Here is a 21,043-nt window from a genome sequence, read left to right on the forward strand (position 1 = left end):
CCTTCTTTGCGGCAAATGCGCGGATGCCCGGCAGACGCTGGCGGCGTTCGTCGGGTACGGTATAGCGGCCCATGTAATCATGCGCCCGCTCATCCTCAATCCGCTGTTCGCCGAGGTCACCGCGCTCAAGGGCGTCGGTCCCGCGCTCGCCAAGCCCTTGGACCGGCTCGGCCTGCAGCGCGTCGTCGACGTCGCCTTTCACCTGCCGAACGGCTGGGTCGACCGCGTCGCCCGCGACGCGCTGGACGAGGCCGACGTCGGCCGCATCGTCGCGATCACGCTGACCCCCGTCGACTATCGTTTGTCGAGCGGGCGCGGCCCGACGCGCGTCCAGGCGGTCGACGCGCGTGGCAATGCCGTCAGCCTCGTCTATTTCGGCGGCTCGTCGGGCTGGGTGAAGAAATTGCTCCCGCTGAACGAGCCGCGCCGCGTCTCCGGCAAGCTCGAACAATATGGCCAGACGCTACAGATCATCCATCCCGACCTCGCCGAGCCCGACGAGCCGTTCCGCGCGCGCGAGCCGATCTATCCGCTGTCGGAGGGACTGACCTCGCGCCGCCTTGGCGCGCTCGCGCAACAGGCGGTCGAGCGCGCGCCCGACCTGCCCGAATGGATCGAGCCGGGGCTGAAGGGAAAGCGCGGCTGGCCAGGCTGGCACGAGGCGCTGGCGCGGATCCACGAGGACCCGGCCGACAAGGCGGCGCGCGAGCGCCTCGCTTATGACGAGATCTTCGCCAACCAGCTCGCGATGACGCTTGTCCGCGCCGACACGCGCAAGCGGCGCGGCCGTGCGCTTCACGGCGATGGGCGCCTGCGCGACATGCTCAAGCTGCCCTATACGCTGACCGGCGCGCAGACCCGCACGATCGCGGAGATCGAGGGCGATCTCGCCCAGACCGCGCCGATGCTGCGCCTGCTCCAGGGCGACGTCGGCGCCGGCAAGACCCTGGTCGCCGCGATGGCGCTGCTGATCGCGGTCGAGGCCGGGGCGCAGGGCGCGATGCTCGCCCCGACCGAGATCCTCGCGCGACAGCATTACGAGACGTTGCGCCGGACGCTCGCCGGCCTGCCGCTCACCATCGCCGTGCTGACCGGGCGCGACAAGGGCCGCACGCGGGAGGCGACGCTGATGGGACTCGCCAGCGGCGAGATCGACATTCTCGTCGGCACGCACGCCATCTTCCAGGAGGCGGTCGGCTACAAGGACCTCGCGCTGGTCGTCGTCGACGAGCAGCACCGTTTCGGCGTCGCGGAGCGGATGATGCTGCAGGCCAAGGGGCGGACTCCGCCGCACCTGCTGGCGATGACGGCGACGCCGATCCCGCGCACGCTGACGCTGGCGCAATATGGCGAGATGGATGTCAGCCGCCTCGACGAGATGCCACCGGGACGCCAGCCGATAGAGACCCGCGTCGTCAGCGAGGACCGGCTGGACGAGGTGGTCGAGGCGCTCGGGCGTCATATGGCGGATGGCGGTCAGGCCTATTGGGTCTGCCCGCTGGTGGAGGAAAGCGAGAAGAGCGACCTCGCCGCCGCCGAGATGCGCGCGGAGCAGCTGCGCGCGCGGTTCGGGGATCGCGTCGGCGTCGTTCACGGTCGCATGAAGGGGCCGGAGAAGGATGCGGTGATGGAGGCCTTCGCCGGCAACCGCCTGTCGGTGCTCGTCGCGACGACCGTCATCGAAGTGGGCGTCGACGTCCCCAACGCGACGCTGATCGTCATCGAACATGCCGATCGCTTCGGGCTGGCGCAGCTCCACCAGCTGCGCGGCCGCGTCGGGCGGGGCGGGGGCCTGTCGCGCTGCCTGCTGCTGCGCGGCGCGGCGCTGAGCGAGACCGCGCGCGCGCGGCTCGCGCTGATGCGCGACACCAACGACGGGTTCCGCATCGCCGAGGAGGATTTGCGGCTGCGCGGCAGCGGCGAATTGCTCGGCACGCGCCAATCCGGGGAAATGGCCTTCCGTCTCGCGACGCCCGACATGCTCGCCGACCTGCTGCAATGCGCCCAGGATGACGCCCGCCTGCTGATCGACCGCGATGGCGGCCTCGAAGGGCCGCGCGGCGCGGCGGCCCGCATCGCGCTCTACCTGTTCGATCGCGATGCGGGCGTGGCGCTGCTGCGCTCCGGGTAAGGCGCGAGCGGCAGGCGAGGCGCTTGCCTGGGCAATGCACGAAGCCTCCGGCCCGTCGGCTACGCCGCCTCACCCGCACCGGGGGCCGCTGCGCCGTCAGACGTGGCCGTCCACAGGCCGCCCGTCCGGATCGCGCGTGCCGCGAGCCGGACGGGCCGGAGTGCGCCCCTATCCGTGATGGCCATGGTGGTCGCCGCCGCCTCCACGGGGTGGATGCGGAGGGGCGCCGGGCCGCGGCGGCGGCGCATGGAAGGCGACGCGTGGCGGCGGCGCTCCATGGGGCGGGCTTGCCCAGGCACGGCCGCCCTGCGTGGCCCACTCGCCATGCGGGGCGGGCCCCGGCCGGTCCCGCATGCCCTCACCGCCATAGCCGCGTGCCTGCGGGACGGCGCCATGCCACTGAGGCGGCGGAGCGTGGAACGGCGGCGAGGCGGGGGCTGCGCCTGGGGCGGTGTCACGCTGCCAGGGCGGCGGTCCGCCGCGATGCACGACCGGCATCGGCGCGCGGGCGAATGCCTGCGCCTGCTCCTGCGCGGATGCTCCACCGAGCTGTGGCGCATGCGGCGCGCGATACGCGGTCGGCAGGGTCGACGGTGCGTTCCCGTGCAACGGCGCGCCGCTCGGTTGCCAGCCGCCGCGACGCGGATCGGCGAAAGGCTGACGACCTGCCATCAGCGGCCGCGCGGTCGCGACGATCGGCGGGTGGCCATGGTTCGCGGTCGCGAATAGCCGCGGGTCGCCGCGCGCCGCCGTGAAATGCGCGAACTGGTTCTGCGTGGGCGCGACATGGGCCTCGTGCGCGGCGATCCAGTCCTGCCGGCTCGGCCGCGCCTGCACGCCGCCCGGGCCGCCATTGTAGCTGACCCGCGTGATGCGGTTCACCACCACGTCCTGCCGATAGACGTTGGTGATGTGGACGTTGGTGATGGTGGTGACGGCGCGATTGTAAAAGATGTGGCCGCCGTTCCAGTACCCGCCCTGATAGCCGGCACCGGTATAGCCGAATCCATAGGGCACGCCGCCGTAGAAGCCGACGTGCGGGCCCCAATAACCGGCGTGAAAGACATAGGCGCCGTCGCTCCAACCCCACCAGGGCGGCGTCCAGAGCAGGCCGGGGCGGGGCGCCATCACCCAGGTGCCCGGAACCCAATAATAGGCGTATTCTATGTCGTCCCAGGCCCAATAGCCCGGCGTCCAGACGTAATCCGGTCCCGGCAGCGCCGGCTGCGTATAGACGGGCAGCGGGGGCGGCGGGGAGCCGACGCTGATGTTAATCGACAGCTGCGCGGCTGCCGCCGTCGCGACGACCATGCCTCCGCCCAGCGCCAGTAGTGCCACCAAGCCCCTTTTCATCGAGCCCACTCCTTGCATTGCCATCCCCAAGTCCTGCGCGCATGTCGCTGAACCGTGAATTACAGAACGGCAAGTGAAGGATATGTAATGCCGATGTCATGATAGGAGGGGGCGGGGCTCTCCTCCGATTCAGGACAGTTGGACGAACAAAAAATATTTCGAAAAAAGGAACTACGAAAGTGTTGCGCTCAACCTAGTAGTGATGGGGGCATCCGTGTCGTCATATATTATGAAGGCGGGGATATCGTTCTAATTGCATCGAACGTGCGCGTGTCGTCTGTGCCCTGACACGTATATGTGCTATGGCGAACATGCTCTTTTGCAGGTGCCGAATGACGTTGCCGCAAAAGCGACCAAACACCGTGACCTTTGTGACTTTCGGAACTATGTTGCGAGCACGTGCAACGGAAGATCGTCGCACGACAGCGATCTGTCGCAAGTCGCGCTGGGACTTGCCGGATCGTTCAACGCGAAGGCCGGCTCAGCCCTGCATGCCGCCCAGCACCGCGTGGTACCGATTCGCCGGGATCGCCCGCTCGAGCTGGCAGCCGATTCGACCGCCGAGCGCCCAACGGACCGCCGCCTTCACATCGCCCAGGACGGGCAGCTGGATGGAAATCCATTCGCCCACGCTGACGGCGGCATCGCTGCGGAGCATCAATCCCCCAGGCGACAGGTTGACGATCAGCACCGGCAGCGTGCGGCCGTCGACCAGTCTCGCCCGGCTGCGATGATGCACCTCGTCGCGCGGCTCGGCCCGCCCGTCGGCCGAGTGGCGTCCATCGGAAAGACCCATCGAAGCAGCACTCGTCACGCCGGTTCTCCCTTGGTCCGCTACGGTACAATTTGGACCAATATGGATCAAACATACGGAGAGTAAGTTTACAAAGGCTTATTCCGCCGGAATGAGCAATCCGTGATTCTTCTTGCCGGCCGAAAGACGTACTGGCTCGGCGCCGATCGCGATCATCTGCGACTCGTCGGTCACCTTCTTGGCGCCGATGCGCGCGCCGCCGCCCGCGATCAGCCGGCGCGCCTCGCCCTTCGACTTGGCGAAGCCCAGTGCGATCAGCGCCTCGACGACGCCGATCGAGCCGCCCTCGACGGTGATCGTCGGCAGCGCGGCACCGGCGCTGCCCTCCTCGAATGTGCGGCGTGCGGTCTCTGCCGCCTCCTCGGCGGCAGCGCTGCCGCGGCACATCGCGGTCGCCGCGTTGGCCAGCACCTTCTTCGCCTCGTTGATCTCGGCGCCTTCCAGCGCTTCGAGACGGGCGATCTCGTCGAGCGGCAGATCGGTGAACAGCCGCAGGAACCGGCCGACGTCGCGGTCGTCGGTGTTGCGCCAGAACTGCCAGTAATCGAAGTGCGGCAGCTGGTCCTCGTGCAGCCAGACGGCTCCCGCCATCGTCTTGCCCATCTTGCCGCCGTCGGCGGTGGTGATCAGCGGCGTGGTGACGCCGAACACCTCCGTCCCGTCCATCCTGCGGGCGAGCTCGATGCCGTTGACGATATTGCCCCACTGGTCGCTGCCGCCCATCTGCAACCGGCAGCCGTGGCGATGCGCCAGTTCGCGGAAGTCATAGGCCTGCAGGATCATGTAGTTGAACTCGAGGAAGCTCAGCGACTGTTCGCGATCGAGCCGCAGCTTGACCGAATCGAAGCTCAGCATCCGGTTTACGCTGAAATGCTGGCCGACCTCGCGCAGGAAGGGAATGTACTCGAGGCGGTCGAGCCACTCGGCATTGTCGAGCATCACCGCGTCGGTCGGTCCCCCCATCTCACCTTCGGGGCCGAAGGTCAGGAAGCGTTCGAAGATGCGCTTGATCGAGGCGACGTTCGCCTTGATCCCCTCTTCGCCGAGCAGCTTGCGCGCCTCGTCCTTGAAGCTCGGGTCGCCGATCTTGCCGGTACCGCCGCCCATCAGCACGATCGGCTTGTGGCCGGTCTGCTGCAGGCGACGCAGCAGCATGATTTGCACCAGGCTGCCGACGTGCAGCGACGGCGCAGTGGGGTCGAAGCCGATATAGCCGGGGACGACCTGCTTGGCCGCCAGCGCGTCGAGCGCCTCCGCATCGGTCAGCTGGTGGATGTAGCCGCGCGTCGAGAGCGTATTGAGCAGGTCGGAGGCATAGGTCATGCGCGCAGCCGTTACACAGCCGGGACGGTCCCGTCACGGGGGTTGGTGGGCGCGCGACCCGGGCTCAGCGCCGCGGCAGCTGCACCTGCGGATCCACCGGGGTCCGGCCCTTGCGCAATTCGAAGTGCAACTCCGGCCGGTCGGCGAAGCCGGTGTCGCCCGACAAGGCGATCGTCTGGCCACGCTTCACGCTCTGCCCGCGCTGGACCAGCAACTTGCTGGCATAGCCGTAGACGCTGGTCCAGCCGCCGCCGTGCTTGACGATGACCAGGCCGCCCAGCGCCGCGATGCCGTCGCCGGCATAGGCCACGACGCCATCCGCGGTGGCGCGGATCGGTGTGCCGATCGGCACCGCGATCGTGATGCCGTCGTTGCGCTCGCCGCTGCGTCCCGGACCGAAGCGGCCGACGACATTGCCCTCGGCCGGCCAGGCGAAGCCGCCCCCTGCAAGGCGGGTCGGCGCCTCGACCACCGCGGTCGGCGGGAGCACGCGCCGTGCGCTGGCGACGGGCTTGGCGGGTGCCTGCCGCGGCGCGGGGGCGGGTTCGCCGCCGGTGAGGATATCGTCGATATCCAGGCGGAAGGCGGCGGCGCGCTCGGCGGTGGAGGCCGCGCGGCCCGGCTCGCCGGGGATCAGGATGCGCTGCCCGGCCCGCAGGATGTATGGTTCCTCCAGCGCATTGGCGGCAACGATCCGCGACCATTCGACGCCATAGGCGCGGGCGATGGCGATCCCGCTCTCGCCCTGGCGCACCAGGTGATAGCGCCCGCCGGGAATGGTCAGTCGCTCGCCGGCGCGGACGGTGAAGGGCGGGGCCAGATCGTTGGCGCGGGCGATCGCCTCCGATCCCGCGCCGGTGCGCTCCGCGATGGCGCGCAGCGAATCGCCGGGCTGCACGACGTAGCGCTGGTCGGAGACGGTCCGCGCATCCGGCGTGACGGGACGCGCCTCCCACACCGGCCGCGCGGTGCGCGGCATCGCGACGGGAACGTCGACCTGCCGCGCCGGACGGTCGTCGCCGTCGTTCGCGGCGTCCCGCCGTGGCGCACGCGGATAGGCGACCGGCGGCGGGTCGTATCGCTGGGGCTGGCGGGCAGGCGCCTGGCGGACCGGCGGGGGTGGGGGGGGCGCGTCCTCGACGGGCATATCCACGCTGGGGATGCATCCCCCCAGCAACAGCAGCGCGAACGGGGCCGCGACGCGCTTCATCTCAGCGCGCCGGCTCCAGCCGGTTCAGCCCGCCCAGGTAGGGCTGCAGCGCCGAGGGCACCGCGACCGACCCGTCCTCCTGCTGATAGTTCTCCAGCACCGCGACGAGTGTCCGCCCGACCGCGAGGCCCGACCCGTTCAGCGTATGCACGAAGCGCGGTGCTTTCTCCCCCTCGACCCGGTAGCGCGCATTCATCCGCCTCGCCTGGAAGTCGGTGCAGGTGGAGCAGCTGGAAATCTCCCGATAGCTCGCCTGACCGGGCAGCCATACCTCGAGATCGTAGGTCCGCGCCGCCGAGAATCCCATGTCGCCCGCACACAGCAGCATCCGGCGATAGGGCAGTTCCAGCGCGTCGAGCACGCCCTCGGCGCAGGCGGTCATGCGCTCGTGCTCGGCCTCGGAGGCATCTGGGGCGACGATCGACACCATTTCCACCTTGTCGAACTGGTGCTGGCGGATGTAGCCGCGCGTGTCGCGCCCCGCCGCGCCCGCCTCCGAGCGGAAGCACGGGGTCAGCGCGGCGAAGCGCAGCGGCAATTCGCCCTCGGGCAGGATCGCCTCCCGCACGATGTTGGTCAGCGACACCTCGGCCGTCGGGATCAGCCAGCGGCCGTCCGTGGTGCGGAACAGGTCCTCCGCGAACTTGGGAAGCTGCCCCGTGCCGAATACCGCCTCGTCGCGCACGAGCAGGGGCGGGCAGACCTCCTCATAGCCGTGCTGGCGGGTCAGCCGATCGAGCATGAACTGGCCGAGCGCACGCTGCAGGCGGGCGGCGTGGCCGCGGACCAGCGTGAACCGCGCGCCTGCCAGCGCGACGCCGGTCTCGAAGTCCAGGCCGAGCGCGGGGCCGATCGCATCGTGCTCCCGCGCCGCGAAGGCGAAGTGGAGCGGCGTGCCACGGCTGTGAACGACGACATTGTCGTTCTCGTCCGTACCGTCCGGTACGTCGGCGGCGGGGCGGTTCGGAAGGGCGGCGAGCGCCGCGTCGAGCGCGGCGGCGGTGCGCGCCTCATCCGATTCGAGCGCGGGAAGCGCCTCCTTGAGGGCGGCGACCTGCGCCATCAGCGCCGCGGCACGCGCCTCGTCCTTCTGTGCCTTTGCCTGGCCAATGCCCTTCGACAGCTCGTTACGGCGGGTCTGCGCGTCCTGCGCCGCGGCGATGGCGGCGCGCCGTGCGTCGTCGAGGGCGATCAGGTGCGCTGACTGCGGCTCGAGACCGCGACGGGCGAGGGCGGCGTCGAAGGCGGCGGGGTCGTCGCGAAGGCTGCGTATGTCGTGCATGGTGCCACGGCTATGGCCGCGCCCCCCGCCAGGCGCAAGCCGGCAACCGCGACCGGGTGCGCGGCGTTGTCGATCCCGACGATAACGATCAGGAGACGTTAGATGCAGGTGCCCCACAATGCCTTCGTGCTGGTCGCGGACGGCCGAAAGGCGCTGTTCTTCCGGAACGAGGGCGATGCCGACTATCCGAACCTCAAGGTCGAGCATGCCGAGGAACATGTGAACCCGGCCGACCGCGATCAAAAGACGGACGCCGCCGGCGGCGCCTCCTCGACCCAGTCAGGAGCCGGTGCGCCGCCGGTCGCGCAGGGCGGATCGAACCATGCCAGCGGCGGCGGTGCGCAGTTCGCGCCGTCGCGCGGGTCGATGGACGAGACGGACTTCCACCAGCAGGAGGAGGATCGTTTCGCCGCGGAAACCGCGGACATGCTGAAGCGGCGCGCCCTGGCGAACGAATTCGAGGCGCTGATCATCGTCGCGCCGCCGAAGACGCTGGGCGAACTGCGCAAGCATTATCACAAGGAGGTCAGTGATCGCCTGAAGGGCGAATTGGCTAAGGATCTGACCGGACATCCGGTCCCCGATATCGAGAAGGCGCTGCAGTCGGCCTGACGCGCCGACGATAGGCGCAAACGAAACGGGGGCCGCCGGATGCAATCCGGCGGCCCCCTCACATGGGAGTTCTCAGGTCAAGAGGCTGTGCGGTAGAGCGTGCAGCCTCTTTCCTTCCGCACAATCATATCTGTTCTACCTTGCCGGTTCGGCTGCCAGCCGCAGCAATGAACCAAAACAGCGCGCCTGCAATAGCGCCTAATAGGGCAATTTGGCCGACGTAGTAGAAGTTCATCAGCCATCCGTAAGCAGTCAAAGATCCGTCGATGACGGTTGATCGTCCATCAATGCTCGCATTATCCGGTCGACTTATTAACGCGAGCACGAGCCAGGGAAGAGCGGCGACCACTGCACCAGTCGCAGCGCAGTTGATGATTGTCGCATTGACGTGTCGGCGTAACATGAAGAACGCCGGGAGCCCGATGATAAAGGCTGGAGGGTAAGCGCCAAACACGGCAAATGCCACAGCGCTCCGCCAGATCCGTTCGAGCGGATCGGTGATGCCCTCATATGCTGGCATAGCAATAGCCATCAACAAGGCGGCTGCGCCCGGGACCACTACAAAGGCGAGGATCACCCGCCAAATTGAAGGATAGGTGCGCTTGGCTCGTGCGGCGTACATGACGCCAGCTTATCGCTTTGTCGTCGCCATTCCAGATCAATCGTCAGGAATGGTCAGAGCGTCAGGCCATGGTCGTCCTCCTCAATTTCTGGATCACTGGCCTGAGCCTGTTGCAACAAGCGTCCCGGTGACCGGTCCGCTCTAACCTCACATCCGGTCGCCGCTCGTGCGCGGCTGCACCACAATCCCGCTTGCGTCGGGTCTGGCTCAGGAGACGGGACCAACCTTTTTTTCGGCATCTGAAGCCAACAGGGACCTCCGGTCCGTCCACCTGGATCCGGCAGGGACGATGCCCTGCGGGAACTCGTATCGGGTTACGTGCTCATGCGGCCTTCAGCAGCGCGCCTGCGGGCACCACGCCGGCCGAGACGAACTGCCACAGCGCGATCAGCAGCTTGCGTGCGACTGCCACGATCATGACCCGCCGCGCGCGACCACCGTTCGCGCCCACCCGCTCCGCGTACCACTTCGTCAGCTCCGAGTCCGGCTGATGACGCAGCCACAGCCAGGCGACCTGGATCATGGTCGTTCGCAACCGCTTGTTGCCCGCCTTGGACACGCCCTGCTCCCGGTCCATGCTGCCGCTTTGCCACGGTGATGGGGCCAGCCCGGCATAGGCGGCGACCTGTCGTCGATTGCTGAAGCTGCGGAAGAACGCTTCTGCGTGCAGCACGCCGGCGAACTCAGGACCGATGCCGCGCAACTGGATGAGCCGGGGACCAGTGTCCGCCTCACCGGCGGCATCCGACCGCGGCTCGAGCAGCGCGTCGCGCTCGGCTTCGACCTGCTTGATCTGGCCGACGACCATCTCCAGCCGGTCCAGCTCGCGCTCGATCTCGCGGCGAACATGCCGGGGCAGCGGTCGTCCATCGCCGGTCACCAGTTCGTCCAGCCGCGCCCGCCGGTCGGCGCGCAGTGGCTCGTAGTCGCCGACCCCTTGCGCGAACAGCAGGCCCTTGATGCGGTTGACGTGCCGCACCCGCTCCACGACCAAAGCCCGCCGCTCGCGCGAGATGCGTCGCCGGTCCTCGTCCTCGACGCTCGGCACCGCCACCATCGCACACACCCGCGGCTCCCCGCGCTTGTAGGCCAGCAGCGTGCGGACCAGCGCCTCGCCGTCGAGCTTGTCCGTCTTGGCGCGCCGGCTGCGTCGTGAAGCGGCAATCGAGGCGGCGTCGACGACGTAGCTCTCGATACCCTCGCGCACCAGGCAGCGGTGTATCCAGAAGCCGTCGAGGCCCGCCTCCTGGATGACGACCAACGGGTACTGCTCGCCCATCCGCGCCTCGGCCTTCGCCTGTAACTGCGCGAACCGCTCCAGGAGTGCCGGCACGTCGCTGCCCTTCACCTGATGCCGCGAGATCCGCTCGCCGCGACCCGGCGACAGCGACGTCACCAGCCAGGTGGAGCGGCTCAGCTCCAGCGACACGAAGATTGCGTTCAGCTGCGTGCTGACGGCGGCATGGCATGAGACGGACACGGGCACGGGCAACCTCCTTCACGACAAAGCGGGAAGGTCAGTCTGCCTCAACCGGCGCCAGCCCGCGCCCATGGGATCTTTTTTAGAAGCGAAGGTAACGTGTCAGGCGGTCGCCGGGCGCGCCATCCGGCGCCTGACGACGAGCGCCGCTGCGGCCGCGCCGAACAGCAGGACCATCGGCGGAGCCGGCACCGGCGCGGGCGGTCCCGGAGGTCCGGGAGGCCCGGGCGGCGGCGGCGGCGGGTTCGGACCGCTCGAGGACCATCCGCCACTCGTACTCCAGCCCTTCTGATCCTGGTTCTGCTGCTGTCCCTGTTGCTGCCCCTGCTGCTGGTTCTGGTTCTGGTTCTGGTTCTGGTTCTGGTTCTGGTCCTGGCTTTGCTGATTCGTATTGGTGTTGGTGTTCTGATTGTTGTTCGAGTTTTGGTTGCTGTTCGAATTCTGATTGCTGTTGTTGTTCTGGTTGTTGATGTTGTTCTGGTTGTCGACGACGACATTGGCGCCGCCGGTGGAGCTCGACGTCGAGCTCGAGACGTTTCCGGACGACGAGGAGCTGCTGGAGACGTTGCCGGACGACGAACTGGAGACGTTGCCGGACGACGAACTCGAGACGTTGCCGGAACTGGAAACATTGCCGGAGGAGGACGAGGAACTGCTGCTCGACGTCGATCCGCCGCTCGACGTCGACGAGATTACGATGCTGCCGCTCGATCCCGAACTGCCGCCGCCGAAGAACCCGCCGCCGAAGAACCCGCCGCCGCCGCCGGCCCAGCCGCCGCTGCCGCCGACAACGACCGGCACGGCACCGCCGCCGCCGCTGACGAATCCCTCGCCGCGGGGCAGAGGGAGCGGGACGGGCGCTGCCTGGCTCGCCACCGTAACGACAGCCGGCGCGCAGGTCGTGGTGGTCCGCGTCACGATCCGGCGAACGCCCCCCTTCCGCACGACCGAGGCCAGCTCGCGGTGCACGACGCGCTTCTTGACCTGCTTGACGAGAGTGGGGCGGCTGGGCCGCTCGGCGACATGCACCGCTCCGCCGCCGATCAATGCGCCGCCGCATGCGCAAGCGCACAGTTTCGCCAGGGCCATTCGGACGGACATATCTGTTCTCTCTCACTTCCGACCTGCGCTGGCCGGTATCCCCATTGCGTCGAAGGATCGCCGCTAGCTCACCAAGTGCAAATCAAAGGTTGAAGCGCAAGATCATTAACCATGATCATCGCCGAATCCGGCGCCTGAAATGCCATGCGATCGGCCTCAACAGCCTTAATGTGCCAAGGCGAAACACATCGTCGTCCCCGAAGGCGCGGTTCGGCGACAGGGCTATTTGCGATAGCCGACGCCGTCGACATGGTGATTCGCAAGAAAATGTCGCGAATGCGCAGAATTCGGCAACTCGCCTCGCTTGTGAATGACGCGGGGCACGATTATAGGCGCGAACACCAAGACTTGGGGGCGGGCCCTTGGCACTCGAGGGGCCGGAGGGAGAGTGGCATGGTAGCGCAAGTGCATCGCGTACACGACGACACGACCAATCCATTGCCGGCCAACGACGCGGAGGACGGCTATCGTCCCAGCGCCGACGAGCCGTTCATGAGCCTGAGGCAGCAGGCCTATTTCCGGGCGAAGCTCCTTCGGTGGAAGGAGGCGATCCTGAGCGACGCCGCAGGAACGCTCAACCAGTTGCAGCTGGACTCGCTGCGCGAGGCCGATCTCACCGATCGCGCTTCGAGCGAGACGGATTGGTCGATCGAACTGCGGACGCGGGATAGGCAGCGCAAGCTGATCGCAAAGATCGATGCGGCGCTCCGTCGGATCGACGACGGCGAATACGGCTATTGCGAAGTGACTGGCGAACCGATCAGCCTGGGACGGCTGGAGGCACGCCCGATCGCGACGATGACGGTCGAAGCGCAAGAGCGCCACGAGCGCAGCGAGAAGATTTCCCGCGAAGACTGACGAATCTCGCTGAGGACCCCTCCCGCATCGGGAGGGGTCGGTCGCGAACCCGTCAGAGTCGTGCGATCTCTTCCTTGATCCGCAGTTTCTGGCGCTTCAGGTCGGCTAGCGTCGCCGCGTCGGGCATCGGGCGATGGACCTCGTCTGCGATGCGGCGGTCGAGCGCGGCATGCTTGGTCTCCAGAGCCTGTTGATGCGCAGTGTGCATTTCGGTGTACCTCCTGATGCATGCGGTTGGGGGAATGGAGTTAATCACCAAAGGGCGAAAAAGTCCTCACCGAAATCAGGTCAAAGCGACCGGCCGAGCCATGGTATGCGACGACCTGCATGCGACCGGCGATGCTGCCGCAGCGCTTGTTGCGGCGACGAGCGTTTCGTAAACTGCGGCCGCGTCGTCGATCCCGATCGACGTGACGCGAGGGGGCACGATGGACGAAAACGAGATCGCAGCACGACTCGATCGACTCAGGACCGAGCATCGCGACCTGGACGCCGCGATCGAGGCCCTGGGAGGGGTGGGGGTTCCCGACCAGTTGCAGCTTGCGAGGCTGAAGAAGCGGAAGTTGCGCCTGAAGGACGAGATCGCGATGCTGGAGGACACGCTCATCCCCGATATCATCGCCTGATATGCCGACGCCGATGACGATCATCGCCGCAACCGCCCCAGTTCGACACACCATATGGTGCGGTGCTTATGGCTCCCGCGCTCGGCCTGTGGCACCCGCAAAACGATGAATTCCGGACACTCCGAATCGCGGATCCATCGGCGCCTCATCGACGCCCTCTATACCGAGGCGATGGTGCTCGCCGACGAGGCGCGGGCGTATTTCGACGAGGCGGGCCGAGCCGAGCGGGACGCGCTCGACCCGCTGATTCGCGTGGGATTTTCGTGCGAGTCGCTGAAGGTGACCACGCGCCTCATGCACGTGATCGCCTGGCTGCTGACGCAGCGTGCGGTCGACGCGGGCGAACTCAAGCCGCGCGAGGCGCTCGACCCCACCCGCCGGCTCGGTACGGCCCCCTCGTTCGACGCCGACCTTCTCGATGCGCTGCCACCCCGCGCGCGGGCACTCGTGGCGTCCAGCGCCGACCTGCATCGCCGCGTCGGGTTGCTTGATGGCGCGCAGGGCATTGCCGCCGGCATCGTCAGCCCCGTTCACGGCCTCCACGACCGGATCGCGCAGGCCTTTTGACCAGGTTATTGCGGCGCCATCACCGACAGCAGGTCATCCACACTGCCAACCGCGAAAGCGGTATGCTCGTCGCCCACCGCGTAGGGCAGGAGGATGCGCCGGCCCTGCAGCAGCGCGCCGCAGCTATAGGTGACGTTGGGCACGTAGCCGCCGCGCTGCTCCGCGCTGGGGAACAGTAAGGGGGACGGGGTGCGGGCAAGGACGCGCGACGGATCGTCCTTGTCGAGCAGGCAGGCGCCGACGCAATAGCCGCGCACCATGCCGACGCCATGCGTGAAGACGAGCCAGCCTTCGTCGATCTCGATCGGCGAACCGCAATTGCCGATCTGCACGAATTCCCAGGGATATTGGGGCGCCATGATCGGTTCGCCGTGCTCCCACGTGTAAAGATCGGGTGAGCGCAGCAGCCAGATGCGCTCGTTGTCCTGTCGCCCGAGCATGACGAACTGGCCGTCGACCCGCCGCGGGAACAGTGCCATCCCCTTGTAGCCGGCCATTGCGCCGAGCAGCGGGCGCATTTCGTACGTCCGCTCGTCTATGCCGCGCAGCAATTCGCAGCGCGCTTCGCGCCCGTCGAATGCGGTATAGGTGCCAAGCACGCTCTCGACCCCGTCGTGATCGGTGAAATTGACGAGGCGGAGGTCTTCGACACCCTGACGCTGACTGGGCAGGATGGGAAAGATCACCGTTTCCGAAATGTCGCGACTGTCGGGCGAGTGGAGTCTGACCCAACCGGCGTCGTCGTCGCTCTCGATGGTCGGGGGCACACCCTGATCGCTGGCGGGGTCGATGACGAGGCCGTGCGCGCCGTCCCACCGTCCGGTACGGAACGTCACGGAAGAGATATGACCTTCGCCGATCCCGCGCAGCGACAGGATGAAGCGCGGGTCGCCGCCGTCCTGCACCCGATCGGGGGCACGGACGATGCTCGGATTGAACAGCGCTGCCGACTCGAAGGCATATTCCTGACTGAAATAGGCGCCGAGCAGCAGGCGGTCGCGCTGTTGCGTGATGGGACCGCAATCGAGCCTGTCCTGCATCTGTTCGAAGCGACGGAGAAAGGCCTTGTCGACGTTGCGGTGCCGCTCACGCATCGCGCCGTGCAGGAGGTCGAGCATGCGCGTCCGCATCGTCTCGTCCAGCGCCATCAACCGTGCCGCGACCTGCGCGACCCGGGTCGGCCGATCCTTGCCGAAGGCATCGGGGTAGCCGAAATCGAACGGCCGTATCACGGTCCGTGCCGGATCCGGCTGCAACAGCAGGTCGAGGGTGGTGAAGACATCGGCGGCGTTCATCGGCTTCTGCGTCCTTCGGCAAGCGGCGTCCCGCATCGACGGCACAGCGCGGCAGACGCGCGATTGATCCATGTCGGCGGTCTCGGACCTGTTCGCCGACCAGCCGCCGCCGGATCAGCCAGTCGTCAGACCCATACGAGCCCGGGCGGCCCGATACTGGTCCGCGAGGCGGGCGACGCGCGCAGCCGCCGGCTCGACCGCCTCGACCGCGCCGATTCCCTGTCCGGACCCCCAGATGTCCCGCCACGCCTTGGCCTTGGCGCCATTGCCACCGCCGAAATCCATCGTCTTGAGATCGCCCTCCGGCAGATGGTCCGGGTCGAGCCCCGCCGCCTCGATCGAGCCGCGCAGGTAATTGCCGTGCACGCCGGTGAAGAGGTTCGAATACACGATGTCGGCGGCGCGCCCGGCGACGATCGCGTCCTTGTAGGCGGGGGCGGCGTTCGCTTCGTCGGTCGCGATGAACGGGGAGCCGATATAGGCGAGGTCCGCGCCCATCGCCTGCGCGGCGAGGATCGCATCACCCGTCGCGATCGAACCGGACAGCGCCAGCGGTCCGTCGAACCATTGCCGGATCTCCTGCACGATGGCGAACGGCGACAGCCGGCCCGCATGGCCGCCGGCACCGGCGGCGACCGCGATCAGCCCGTCCGCGCCCTTTTCGATCGCCTTGCGCGCGAACCGGTCGTCGATGACGTCGTGCAGCGTGATGCCGCCCCAGTCGTGAACCGCGGTGTTGAGATCCTCGCGCGCGCCGAGCGAGGTGATGACGATCGGGACCTGCCATTTCGCGCAGGTCGCCAGGTCCGCCTCCAGCCGATCGTTCGACTTGTGCACGATCTGGTTGACGGCGAACGGCGCAGCAGGCGCATCCGGATGGTCGCGATTGTGCGCCGCCAGTTCCTCGGTGATGCGATGCAGCCATTCGTCGAGCAGCGCCTGCGGTCGCGCGTTGAGCGCCGGGAACGAGCCGACGATGCCGGCCTTGCATTGCGCGATGACCAGATCCGGGTTGGAAATGATGAACAGCGGCGACCCGATGACGGGCAGGCGCAGGCGGTCGAACAGGGCAGGCAGGCTCATGGATCGGTTTTGTAGCGCAACGGATCGCGCTGTCCAGCGGGTCGCAGTCGGTCGGATGTCCGGGCGCTTGCGGCACCATGGTAAAGGTGTAGGAGGTTAACCATACACCTACCGGAGAGACTTGCCCATGAAGTTCGCCGCCGTCACCGCGCTCGCGCTGACCGTCTCCACGCCGGCGCTCGCCGCCGGCTCCCTGCCCAAGACCGTCGTTCCGGTCCTCTACGACATCACCGTGTCGCCCGACGCGGACAAGATGGTGTTTTCGGGCAGCGAGGACGTGACGGTCGACGTCAAGGCGGCGACCCGCTCGATCGTGCTCAATGCCGTCGACCTCGCCGTCGCCAGCGCGTCCTTCGACGGCAAGGCGGTTCCGTTCGCGATCGACAGGGAAAAGCAGCAACTCACGCTCACCCTGCCTCAGGCCGCCGCGAACGGCCGGCACACGATATCCTTCAGCTGGACGGGCAAGATCAATCAGTCGGCGGCGGGCTTCTTCGCGATCGACTATACCAACCAGGACGGCTCCAAGGCGCGGATGCTCGCAACGCAGTTCGAGGCGCCCGACGCCCGCCGGTTCGCGCCGATGTGGGACGAACCCGCGTTCAAGGCGAAGTTCCGGCTGAAGGCGGTCGCGCCAAAGGGGCAGCTCGCCTTCTCCAACATGCCGGCCAGCAACGTCACGGCACAGGCTGACGGAAAGCAGCTCTACAGCTTCGCCGAGACGCCGGTGATGTCGAGCTACCTGCTGTTCCTCGGCATGGGCGACATGGAGCGCAAGACGGTCAAGGCAGGCAACGTCGAGATCGGCGTGATCACGCGCCGCGGGGTGGTCGATCAGGGCGATTACGCGCTCGCCCAGGCGAAGCGCCTGCTGACCTATTACAACGATTATTTCGGCACGCCCTATCCGCTGCCGAAGATGGACATGATCGCTGGCCCCGGCTCCAGCCAGTTCTTCGGCGCGATGGAGAATTGGGGCGCTATCTTCTATTTCGAGCCCGAACTGCTGTTCGATCCGAAACGTGCGACGGAGAGCGGCCGCCAGCGGATCTTCACGGTCGTGGCCCACGAGATGGCGCACCAATGGTTCGGCGACCTCGTCACCATGGCCTGGTGGGATGACCTGTGGCTCAACGAGGGCTTCGCCTCGTGGATGGAAAGCAAGTCCGCCGGCGATCTCAATCCGTCGTGGGAGGCCGGCGCGTCCGCCGTCGCCTTCGATCGCGAAGGCGCGATGGGCTTCGACGCCACCGCCGCGACGCACCCCATCATCCGCCACGTCGAGACGGTCGACCAGATCGGCGAGGCCTTCGACGGCATCACCTATTCGAAGGGGCAAGCCGTGATCGGCATGCTCGAATCGACGCTGGGCCCGGACACCTTCCGCGCCGGCATCCGCCGTTACATGGCGAAGTACAAATATTCGAACACCGTCACCGATCAGCTGTGGTCGGAACTGTCCGCCGCCGCCGGCACGCCGGTCGAACAGATCGCGCACGACTTCACGTTGCAGGGGGGCGTCCCGCTGGTCAGCCTGTCGAATGCCCGCTGCGTCGCCGGCGTGACGCAGGCCAGCCTGGCGCAGGGGCGCTTCGGCATGGACGCGGCGTCCAAGACCCCGCAGACATGGCATGTCCCCCTGGTCGCCGCGACGCTGGGCGGCGGCGAGACGCGCACCGTGGTCACGGGCGCTTCGACGGCCGTCAGCATCAAGGGCTGCGGCACGCTCGTGCTCAACCGTGGCAAGGGCAGCTATACGCGCGTGATGTACGATCAGGCGGGTCATGACGCGATCGTGCGCGACTATACCAGGCTCGCGCTCACCGATCGGCTCGGCACGCTGGGCGACGATTATGCGCTGGCGGCGGGCGGATATCAGGACCTCTCGCGCTTCTTCGATGTCATGGCGAAGGTGGCGCCGGACGCCGATCCGCTGGAATGGGAGATCGTCGCGGGCCGCCTCGGCAGCCTGACCGGCCTGTATTACAAGACGCCGCTGGAGCAGCCGCTGCGCCAGCGTACCGTCCAGGTGCTGGCGCCGATCATGCAGCGCATCGGCTTTGCCGCGAAGCCGGGCGAATCGCCGCTCGTCTCCAACCTGCGCGAGTCTTTGGTCGCGCGCCTCGGCTCGAACGGCGATCCCGAAGTGACCGCACAGGCGCGCCGTTATGTCGCGGCGCTGGCGACCGATCCTACCGCCATCCCGCCCGCGATCCGCCAGCCGATCCTGTCGACCTTCGCGATCAACGCGACACCCGCCGAGTGGGAGCAGCTGCTGGCACTGGCGAAGGCCGAGAAAAATCCGGTCGCGAAGAACGGCTTCGTCTCGCTCTTGGGGGCCAGCCGCGACGACACCGTCGCCGCCAAGGCGCTCGAGCTGCTGCGCACGGACACATTCACCGCGCCGCAAAAGGCTTCGCTGCTACGATCGGTTTCGGGGTCGCACCCGGACATGGCGTTCGATTGGGCGGTGGCCAATCGCGCATTGGTCGAGCCCTTCGTCGAGGAAAGCCAGCGCGCGGGCTTCATCGTCGGCCTGGGTGGCGGATCGAACGACCCGGCGATGCCCGGCAAGATCCAGGCTTATGCCGACAAGTATATCCCTGCCGCGTCGCGCGGCGGCGCGAAGCGAACGCTGTCGGGCATCGCGGTCCGCAAGACCGTCGCCGATCGCCTCCGGCCCGCGGTGGCGCGCTGGGTGGGGCGCTAGGTCAAGCGGCCTGCATGCGGCGTCCTCGCCATCCCCGGTGCGCCGGGGGTGGCGAGCGCGCGCATTCCGTCGCGAGGCATGCGCGCCGCTGAGGGAAGCGCGCGCCGTCGCCGCAGACTCACTTGCGCGCGGGCAGGCCCGTCACACGGGCCATGCCGTCGTCTCCGAACGAGATCAGCCAGTTGCTGCCGTCACGGCACGTCGCGGCCCAGGCGGGCAGGCCATTGATGCCGGCCGGCTGACGGCGCGTGCCGATGACGCCCTGACAGGCGTTGCCGGCATCGCGGATCGCGCGCAGGATAACGCCGCGGCGCTGCGGTTCGGAAAGTGCGACGACCTTTTCCGCGAACCCGCCGGGCTTTGCGACGACCGTCGGCGTGGCGGCGTTCGAAGTTCCTTGGTTCGACGGGCCGCAGGCCGCCAGCAGGGCCATGGCCGGGAACGTCATCGCCAGCACGCGCATCGTCATCGTCCTTTCCGTCGTTGATCGAGGTGCGTCTGCGTAACGCATCCTGGCGGGATCGGCTTCCGCGAAATTGTGACAGCTCGGTTTCGCATTTATGATGAGCGCTGTCGCACGACGGTCGCCAAACTGACACGCTCGGCTGTCACAGCCTTGTCCCGAGATGTTGCGAGCTATTCGCGAGGTCAAGGGAGCATCGTTTGGCAACGCAAATGAATACGGCGGGGGTCGCCAAGGCGTATGACCGCTGGGCGCCGGTCTATGACCTCGTCTTCGGTCCCGTGTTCCGGCAAGGCCGCGCCGCAGCGATCCGTGCGGCGGAACGCGCCGGGGCGCGCATCCTCGAGGTGGGGGTCGGCACCGGTATCTCGCTGCCCGGCTATTCGGCCGGCAGCCGCATCGTCGGCGTCGACATTTCCGAGGACATGCTGGACAAGGCGCGCGATCGCGTCCGCAAGCTTCGGCTGGCGAACGTCGAGGCGATCGAAATCGGCGATGCCGAGGCCCTGCGCTATCCCGACAACGCGTTCGACGCAGTCGTCGCGCAATATGTCGTCTCCGCCGTTCCCAATCCGCACCGGGCGCTCGACGAGTTCGCGCGCGTTTGCCGGCCGGGTGGCGAGATCGTCGTGACGACGCGGGTCAGCGCGACCGGGGGCATGCGCGGCAGGATCGAGAAAGGGCTGATGCCGATCACCAGCCGCCTCGGTTTCCGCACCGACTTTCCCTTCTCGCTCTACGAGAATTGGGCGGCGGGGCGCGACGACGTGACGTTGATCGAAGCGCGGCCGATCCCCCCGCTCGGCCACTTCTCGCTTGTCCGCATCGCCAAGCATGCCTCCACGCAGGACCCCGTCCGATGACCAACTTCCGCGCGCAGCTCGCCGAACAGCGATGGGACGACCATCGTTACTATCACCACAGCCTAATCAACCAGAGCCTCCATTTCATCAGCGCCTGTACCTTCCTGACGGCCTATGCGCTGCTGTTCGTCGATGCCGCCGTCGCCAGCCTGCTCGCCTGGGGGGTCGCGATGACCAGTCGCCAGGCCGGCCATTTCTTCTTCGAGCCGAAGGGCTACGATCACAAGAACCAGGCGACGCATGCTCACAAGGAAGAGATAAAGGTCGGCTACAATCTCGCCCGCAAGGTCGTGCTGATGAGCCTGTGGGCGCTGATCCCCGTCACGCTGTTCCTCGAGCCGACGCTGTTCGGCCTGCTGCCCGCGCCCGATGGCTGGCAGACGACGCTGCGCCGCGTCGGCACGGCCTGGCTGGTACTCGGGGCAGGGGCCATCGTATTCCGCTCGCTGCAGCTGTTCGTGCAGCGCGACGTGGAGACCGGACTCGTCTGGGCGGCGAAGATCATCACCGATCCGTTCAACGACTTCCGCATGTACAAGAGCGCGCCGCGCCGCCTGCTGCGCGGCGAGCGGTTCGACGACCCGGAGGCGGCGCACGGCTGAGGCGCCGCAGCGATCGCCATCGAGGGGGGTGCTGCTGCGCCACCCTTC

The 21,043-nt window shown here is 67.5% G+C and carries 20 protein-coding genes; 8 read left to right on the forward strand and 12 right to left on the reverse strand.

Annotated elements, in window-relative coordinates; all coding sequences use genetic code 11:
* Positions 1-79 precede the first annotated feature (79 nt).
* Positions 80-2,131 (forward strand): ATP-dependent DNA helicase RecG, encoded by a 2,052-nt coding sequence (gene recG / locus RF701_RS01340; protein WP_308815598.1) that lies wholly within the window; start codon positions 80-82, stop codon positions 2,129-2,131.
* Positions 2,132-2,299: 168 nt separating this feature from the next.
* Here the strand turns inward: recG and RF701_RS01345 are convergent, their stop codons facing one another.
* The 5 genes from RF701_RS01345 to serS form a co-directional block, all read right to left on the reverse strand.
* Positions 2,300-3,484: a hypothetical protein gene (locus tag RF701_RS01345; RefSeq protein ID WP_308813820.1), complete on the reverse strand. Its 1,185-nt coding sequence runs from the start codon at positions 3,482-3,484 to the stop codon at positions 2,300-2,302.
* A gap of 481 nt (positions 3,485-3,965) precedes the next feature.
* Entirely contained in the window at positions 3,966-4,298 is a 333-nt protein-coding gene (locus RF701_RS01350) for a PilZ domain-containing protein (protein ID WP_308813821.1), read from the reverse strand.
* A 78-nt stretch (positions 4,299-4,376) separates the two neighbouring features.
* A complete protein-coding gene (gene tyrS / locus RF701_RS01355) occupies positions 4,377-5,621 on the reverse strand; it encodes a tyrosine--tRNA ligase (RefSeq protein ID WP_308813822.1) in 1,245 nt (414 codons plus the stop codon).
* Between the two features lie 64 nt (positions 5,622-5,685).
* Positions 5,686-6,831 (reverse strand): M23 family metallopeptidase, encoded by a 1,146-nt coding sequence (locus RF701_RS01360; RefSeq protein WP_308813823.1) that lies wholly within the window; start codon positions 6,829-6,831, stop codon positions 5,686-5,688.
* A 1-nt stretch (position 6,832) separates the two neighbouring features.
* A complete protein-coding gene (serS, locus tag RF701_RS01365) occupies positions 6,833-8,113 on the reverse strand; it encodes a serine--tRNA ligase (RefSeq protein ID WP_308813824.1) in 1,281 nt (426 codons plus the stop codon).
* A 102-nt stretch (positions 8,114-8,215) separates the two neighbouring features.
* On the opposite strand from serS, the gene RF701_RS01370 reads away from it, so the two are divergent.
* Positions 8,216-8,725: a host attachment family protein gene (locus tag RF701_RS01370; protein ID WP_203311158.1), complete on the forward strand. Its 510-nt coding sequence runs from the start codon at positions 8,216-8,218 to the stop codon at positions 8,723-8,725.
* Between the two features lie 124 nt (positions 8,726-8,849).
* Here RF701_RS01370 and RF701_RS01375 read toward each other — a convergent pair whose 3' ends face one another.
* The 3 genes from RF701_RS01375 to RF701_RS01385 all read right to left on the reverse strand — a co-directional run bounded on the left by RF701_RS01375 (position 8,850) and on the right by RF701_RS01385 (position 11,928).
* Positions 8,850-9,347, reverse strand: a complete 498-nt coding sequence (locus RF701_RS01375) for a hypothetical protein (protein WP_018250504.1) — start codon at positions 9,345-9,347, stop codon at positions 8,850-8,852.
* Positions 9,348-9,669: 322 nt separating this feature from the next.
* Positions 9,670-10,833 carry an IS110 family transposase gene (locus RF701_RS01380; RefSeq protein ID WP_017979475.1) on the reverse strand — a complete coding sequence of 388 codons (1,164 nt, stop codon included), beginning with the start codon at positions 10,831-10,833 and terminating at the stop codon, positions 9,670-9,672.
* 96 nt (positions 10,834-10,929) lie between these two features.
* Positions 10,930-11,928 carry a hypothetical protein gene (locus tag RF701_RS01385; RefSeq protein ID WP_308813825.1) on the reverse strand — a complete coding sequence of 333 codons (999 nt, stop codon included), beginning with the start codon at positions 11,926-11,928 and terminating at the stop codon, positions 10,930-10,932.
* A gap of 393 nt (positions 11,929-12,321) precedes the next feature.
* Between RF701_RS01385 and dksA the strand changes: the two genes are divergently transcribed.
* A complete protein-coding gene (gene dksA / locus RF701_RS01390) occupies positions 12,322-12,786 on the forward strand; it encodes an RNA polymerase-binding protein DksA (RefSeq protein ID WP_203311157.1) in 465 nt (154 codons plus the stop codon).
* A gap of 52 nt (positions 12,787-12,838) precedes the next feature.
* Here the strand turns inward: dksA and RF701_RS01395 are convergent, their stop codons facing one another.
* Positions 12,839-12,994, reverse strand: coding sequence for a YdcH family protein (locus RF701_RS01395; RefSeq protein WP_203311156.1), 156 nt, complete (start codon positions 12,992-12,994; stop codon positions 12,839-12,841).
* Positions 12,995-13,214: 220 nt separating this feature from the next.
* On the opposite strand from RF701_RS01395, the gene RF701_RS01400 reads away from it, so the two are divergent.
* Both RF701_RS01400 and RF701_RS01405 read left to right on the forward strand, forming a co-directional pair.
* Positions 13,215-13,412 (forward strand): YdcH family protein, encoded by a 198-nt coding sequence (locus RF701_RS01400; protein ID WP_203311155.1) that lies wholly within the window; start codon positions 13,215-13,217, stop codon positions 13,410-13,412.
* A gap of 105 nt (positions 13,413-13,517) precedes the next feature.
* Positions 13,518-13,979, forward strand: coding sequence for a DUF1465 family protein (locus RF701_RS01405; RefSeq protein ID WP_203311154.1), 462 nt, complete (start codon positions 13,518-13,520; stop codon positions 13,977-13,979).
* 5 nt (positions 13,980-13,984) lie between these two features.
* On the opposite strand, the gene RF701_RS01410 is transcribed toward RF701_RS01405, so the two are convergent.
* Both RF701_RS01410 and RF701_RS01415 read right to left on the reverse strand, forming a co-directional pair.
* Positions 13,985-15,274, reverse strand: a complete 1,290-nt coding sequence (locus tag RF701_RS01410) for a glycoside hydrolase family 130 protein (RefSeq protein ID WP_308813826.1) — start codon at positions 15,272-15,274, stop codon at positions 13,985-13,987.
* Positions 15,275-15,388: 114 nt separating this feature from the next.
* Complete coding sequence (locus RF701_RS01415; protein ID WP_210358709.1) at positions 15,389-16,357, reverse strand: nitronate monooxygenase family protein; 969 nt, start codon at positions 16,355-16,357, stop codon at positions 15,389-15,391.
* 127 nt (positions 16,358-16,484) lie between these two features.
* Between RF701_RS01415 and RF701_RS01420 the strand changes: the two genes are divergently transcribed.
* Positions 16,485-19,067, forward strand: coding sequence for a M1 family metallopeptidase (locus RF701_RS01420; RefSeq protein ID WP_210358710.1), 2,583 nt, complete (start codon positions 16,485-16,487; stop codon positions 19,065-19,067).
* A gap of 118 nt (positions 19,068-19,185) precedes the next feature.
* On the opposite strand, the gene RF701_RS01425 is transcribed toward RF701_RS01420, so the two are convergent.
* Entirely contained in the window at positions 19,186-19,530 is a 345-nt protein-coding gene (locus tag RF701_RS01425) for a hypothetical protein (RefSeq protein ID WP_210358711.1), read from the reverse strand.
* Between the two features lie 200 nt (positions 19,531-19,730).
* On the opposite strand from RF701_RS01425, the gene RF701_RS01430 reads away from it, so the two are divergent.
* On the forward strand, positions 19,731-20,393 hold the full coding sequence (locus tag RF701_RS01430) for a class I SAM-dependent methyltransferase (protein ID WP_203311149.1): 663 nt from the start codon (positions 19,731-19,733) through the stop codon (positions 20,391-20,393).
* Positions 20,390-20,995, forward strand: coding sequence for a hypothetical protein (locus RF701_RS01435; RefSeq protein WP_210358713.1), 606 nt, complete (start codon positions 20,390-20,392; stop codon positions 20,993-20,995). Before RF701_RS01430 ends, RF701_RS01435 begins: the two co-directional genes overlap by 4 nt.
* Positions 20,996-21,043 lie beyond the last annotated feature (48 nt).

The sequence above is a fragment of the Sphingomonas sp. GV3 genome, assembly GCF_031082075.1.
In the GTDB taxonomy this organism is placed as follows: domain Bacteria; phylum Pseudomonadota; class Alphaproteobacteria; order Sphingomonadales; family Sphingomonadaceae; genus Sphingomonas; species Sphingomonas beigongshangi.

Bases quoted from the DNA above. Each gene is read 5' to 3' on its own strand.
- recG (WP_308815598.1), top strand. From the start codon at position 80: ATGCGCCCGCTCATCCTCAATCCGCTGTTCGCCGAGGTCACCGCGCTC.
- RF701_RS01345 (WP_308813820.1), bottom strand. From the start codon at position 3,484: ATGAAAAGGGGCTTGGTGGCACTACTGGCGCTGGGCGGAGGCATGGTC.
- tyrS (WP_308813822.1), bottom strand. From the start codon at position 5,621: ATGACCTATGCCTCCGACCTGCTCAATACGCTCTCGACGCGCGGCTAC.
- RF701_RS01360 (WP_308813823.1), bottom strand. From the start codon at position 6,831: ATGAAGCGCGTCGCGGCCCCGTTCGCGCTGCTGTTGCTGGGGGGATGC.
- serS (WP_308813824.1), bottom strand. From the start codon at position 8,113: ATGCACGACATACGCAGCCTTCGCGACGACCCCGCCGCCTTCGACGCC.
- RF701_RS01370 (WP_203311158.1), top strand. From the start codon at position 8,216: ATGCAGGTGCCCCACAATGCCTTCGTGCTGGTCGCGGACGGCCGAAAG.
- RF701_RS01375 (WP_018250504.1), bottom strand. From the start codon at position 9,347: ATGTACGCCGCACGAGCCAAGCGCACCTATCCTTCAATTTGGCGGGTG.
- RF701_RS01385 (WP_308813825.1), bottom strand. From the start codon at position 11,928: ATGTCCGTCCGAATGGCCCTGGCGAAACTGTGCGCTTGCGCATGCGGC.
- dksA (WP_203311157.1), top strand. From the start codon at position 12,322: ATGGTAGCGCAAGTGCATCGCGTACACGACGACACGACCAATCCATTG.
- RF701_RS01395 (WP_203311156.1), bottom strand. From the start codon at position 12,994: ATGCACACTGCGCATCAACAGGCTCTGGAGACCAAGCATGCCGCGCTC.
- RF701_RS01400 (WP_203311155.1), top strand. From the start codon at position 13,215: ATGGACGAAAACGAGATCGCAGCACGACTCGATCGACTCAGGACCGAG.
- RF701_RS01405 (WP_203311154.1), top strand. From the start codon at position 13,518: ATGAATTCCGGACACTCCGAATCGCGGATCCATCGGCGCCTCATCGAC.
- RF701_RS01410 (WP_308813826.1), bottom strand. From the start codon at position 15,274: ATGAACGCCGCCGATGTCTTCACCACCCTCGACCTGCTGTTGCAGCCG.
- RF701_RS01415 (WP_210358709.1), bottom strand. From the start codon at position 16,357: ATGAGCCTGCCTGCCCTGTTCGACCGCCTGCGCCTGCCCGTCATCGGG.
- RF701_RS01420 (WP_210358710.1), top strand. From the start codon at position 16,485: ATGAAGTTCGCCGCCGTCACCGCGCTCGCGCTGACCGTCTCCACGCCG.
- RF701_RS01425 (WP_210358711.1), bottom strand. From the start codon at position 19,530: ATGCGCGTGCTGGCGATGACGTTCCCGGCCATGGCCCTGCTGGCGGCC.
- RF701_RS01435 (WP_210358713.1), top strand. From the start codon at position 20,390: ATGACCAACTTCCGCGCGCAGCTCGCCGAACAGCGATGGGACGACCAT.